The 2,332-nt window shown below is 71.0% G+C and carries 3 protein-coding genes and 2 pseudogenes; 3 read left to right on the plus strand and 2 right to left on the minus strand.

The genetic code is table 11. The annotated features are described in order from the left end of the window. Both AC2VOR_RS06800 and AC2VOR_RS06805 read right to left on the minus strand, forming a co-directional pair. Positions 1-788: FAD-binding oxidoreductase (locus AC2VOR_RS06800; protein ID WP_486963445.1), on the minus strand; the 788-nt coding region annotated here is incomplete at its 3' end. A gap of 9 nt (positions 789-797) precedes the next feature. Then, entirely contained in the window at positions 798-941 is a 144-nt protein-coding gene (locus AC2VOR_RS06805) for a hypothetical protein (RefSeq protein WP_369737582.1), read from the minus strand. Between the two features lie 163 nt (positions 942-1,104). Here AC2VOR_RS06805 and AC2VOR_RS06810 point away from each other — a divergent pair, with 163 nt between their 5' ends. The 3 genes and pseudogenes from AC2VOR_RS06810 to AC2VOR_RS06820 all read left to right on the plus strand — a co-directional run. Then, positions 1,105-1,932: a uracil-DNA glycosylase gene (locus tag AC2VOR_RS06810; RefSeq protein WP_486963446.1), complete on the plus strand. Its 828-nt coding sequence runs from the start codon at positions 1,105-1,107 to the stop codon at positions 1,930-1,932. 43 nt (positions 1,933-1,975) lie between these two features. Then, a pseudogene (locus AC2VOR_RS06815) lies at positions 1,976-2,173 on the plus strand (hypothetical protein); the annotation flags it as partial. 2 nt (positions 2,174-2,175) lie between these two features. After that, positions 2,176-2,332 (plus strand): annotated as a pseudogene (locus tag AC2VOR_RS06820) (hypothetical protein); the annotation flags it as partial.

The raw sequence follows: 2,332 nt of genomic DNA on the forward strand, positions 1-2,332 counted from the left end.
CGCAGGATGTCCTCGACGGCGTTGATCGCCACCGAATCCATGAACTCCAGCATCGAGGGCCGCAGGCGCGCCGATACGCCGAGCACCGCGTCGACCGCGGCCTGAACCGATCCGAACGACGCCACCACGACGCTCGAGGTGTTCTGCGCGGGCAGCAGCCGCAGCGTCACCTCGGTGATGACGCCCAACGTGCCCTCGCTGCCCACGAACAGCTTGGTCAGCGACAGGCCCGCCACGTCCTTCAGACGCGGACCGCCCAACCGCACGGCGGTGCCGTCGGCCAGCACCACCTGCATGCCCAGCACGTAGTCGGTGGTGACTCCGTACTTCACGCAGCACAGCCCGCCGGCGTTGGTGGCGATGTTGCCGCCGATGCTGCAGATCTCGAACGACGAGGGATCGGGCGGGTACCACAGGCCGTGCTCGGCGGCGGCCTTCTTGACCTCGGCGTTGAACAGACCCGGCTGGCACACCGCGGTGCGGGTGACGGGGTCGACGGTGATGTCGCGCATCTTCTCCGTCGACAGCACGATCCCGTTGTCCAGGGCGGTGGCCCCGCCCGACAGGCCGCTGCCGGCGCCGCGGGTCACCACCGGCACCCGGTTTGCGTTCGCCCAGCGCAGCACCGTCTGCACCTCTTCGGTGCGCCGCGGCCGGACCACCGCCAGGGGCTTGCCGGCCGACGGGTCGAAGGCCCGGTCCTGCCGGTAGCCCTCGGTCACTGCGGGATCGGTGACCACCGTCCCGTCGGGCAACTCGGCGATCAGGCCTGCCAGCGCGTTTTCCACGTCCCGATCCTACGGACCGGCGTCGACGGCGACCGACGGCGCGTTGTCCAGTTCCCGCAGCGACGGCAGCCGGCAAGCCACCAGCCCGATCGCGGCGATCGGCAGCGCCAGCGCCAGGAAGGCGCGCTGTTGTGGTGTGGCAGGGCCAGCCACGGGAAAGTCACCAGCGAGGTGCCGGTGCCCGTTGTCGCCATGAGTGTGGCGAACAGGATCAGGAATGCCGGGCCGCGGCTTGTGGGAGTCATGAATATCGCGGCCGAACGTAACCCCGGCTCGGCCGGGGCGGCGTATGAATTTCGCGGTCGCCACCAGCTGAATGCACGATGTTCATGTGCTCGTCCATCCACGCACCGGCCGGCCGTTCGATTCCCCGGTGGTTCCCGGCACCGGATGGCCCGGCGATCCGGCGACCCCGCAGACACCGGCGGCGGCCGGCGCCGCGCAGGTGGTCGCGCTGGCGGCCGGCGCCGACTCGATACCCCGGCTCGACGCGCTGATCAGCGTGTGCCGGGCCTGCCCGCGGCTGGTGAGCTGGCGCGAGGGCGTCGCCGTCGACAAACGCCGGGCGTTTGCCGACCAGCCGTACTGGGGACGCCCGGTGCCGGGCTGGGGTGCGCAGCGGCCCCGGCTGTTGATCGTGGGACTGGCGCCCGCCGCGCACGGCGCGAACCGGACGGGGCGGATGTTCACCGGCGACCGGTCGGGCGATCAGCTGTACGCGGCGCTGTACCGGGCCGGCCTGGTGAACCAGCCGACCAGCGTGGACGCCGCGGACGGGTTGCGCACCAAGCACGTTCGCGTCGTCGCACCGGTGCGCTGCGCGCCCCCGGCCAACGCCCCGACCCCGGCGGAGCGCGACACCTGCTGGCCGTGGCTGGAGGCCGAGTGGCGGCTGGTGGCCGCTCACGTCCGGGTGATAGTGGCCCTCGGCGGGTTCGGCTGGCAGGTCGCGCTGCGGCTGCCGGCCGCCGCCGGGCTGCCCAAGCCGCGGTTCGGGCACGGTGTCGTCGCGGAGCTGAACGCGGGCGTGCGGTTGCTCGGCTGCTACCACCCGAGCCAGCAGAACATGTTCACCGGTAGGTTGACACCGGCGATGCTCGACGACATCTTCACCGATGCAAGGAAACTGGCAGGGATCAAGTGACTTTCCATGGTTAGCGTTCTGGTACGCGGCGCCAGGCTGGCCGGCGTATTGGCTTGCGCACCAAGGCTATTCGGTGACCGTCGTGGAGCGTGCGCTGGGCTGCGGCCGGGCGGGCAGGCGATCGACGTGCAGGGCCCGGCGCTGACGGTGCTCGACCGCATGTAGTCGCGGGCCGCCGCCGACCATCTCCGGACGCGGATCCGCGACGCGTCGGTGGTCGACCGCGACGGCAACGAGATGTCCCGCGACACCGAGGCCCAGATCGCCGAACTGGATCGGCGGATGGCCGGCGACGGCTGGGTACGGCCGCAGCTGCTCGAGTACATGCGCAGCGCACCGGATTTCTATTTCGACGAGATGTCGCAGATCAAGATGGATCACTGGGCCAAGGGCCGGGTGG

The sequence above is a fragment of the Mycobacterium sp. TH-M103 genome (assembly GCF_057473785.1).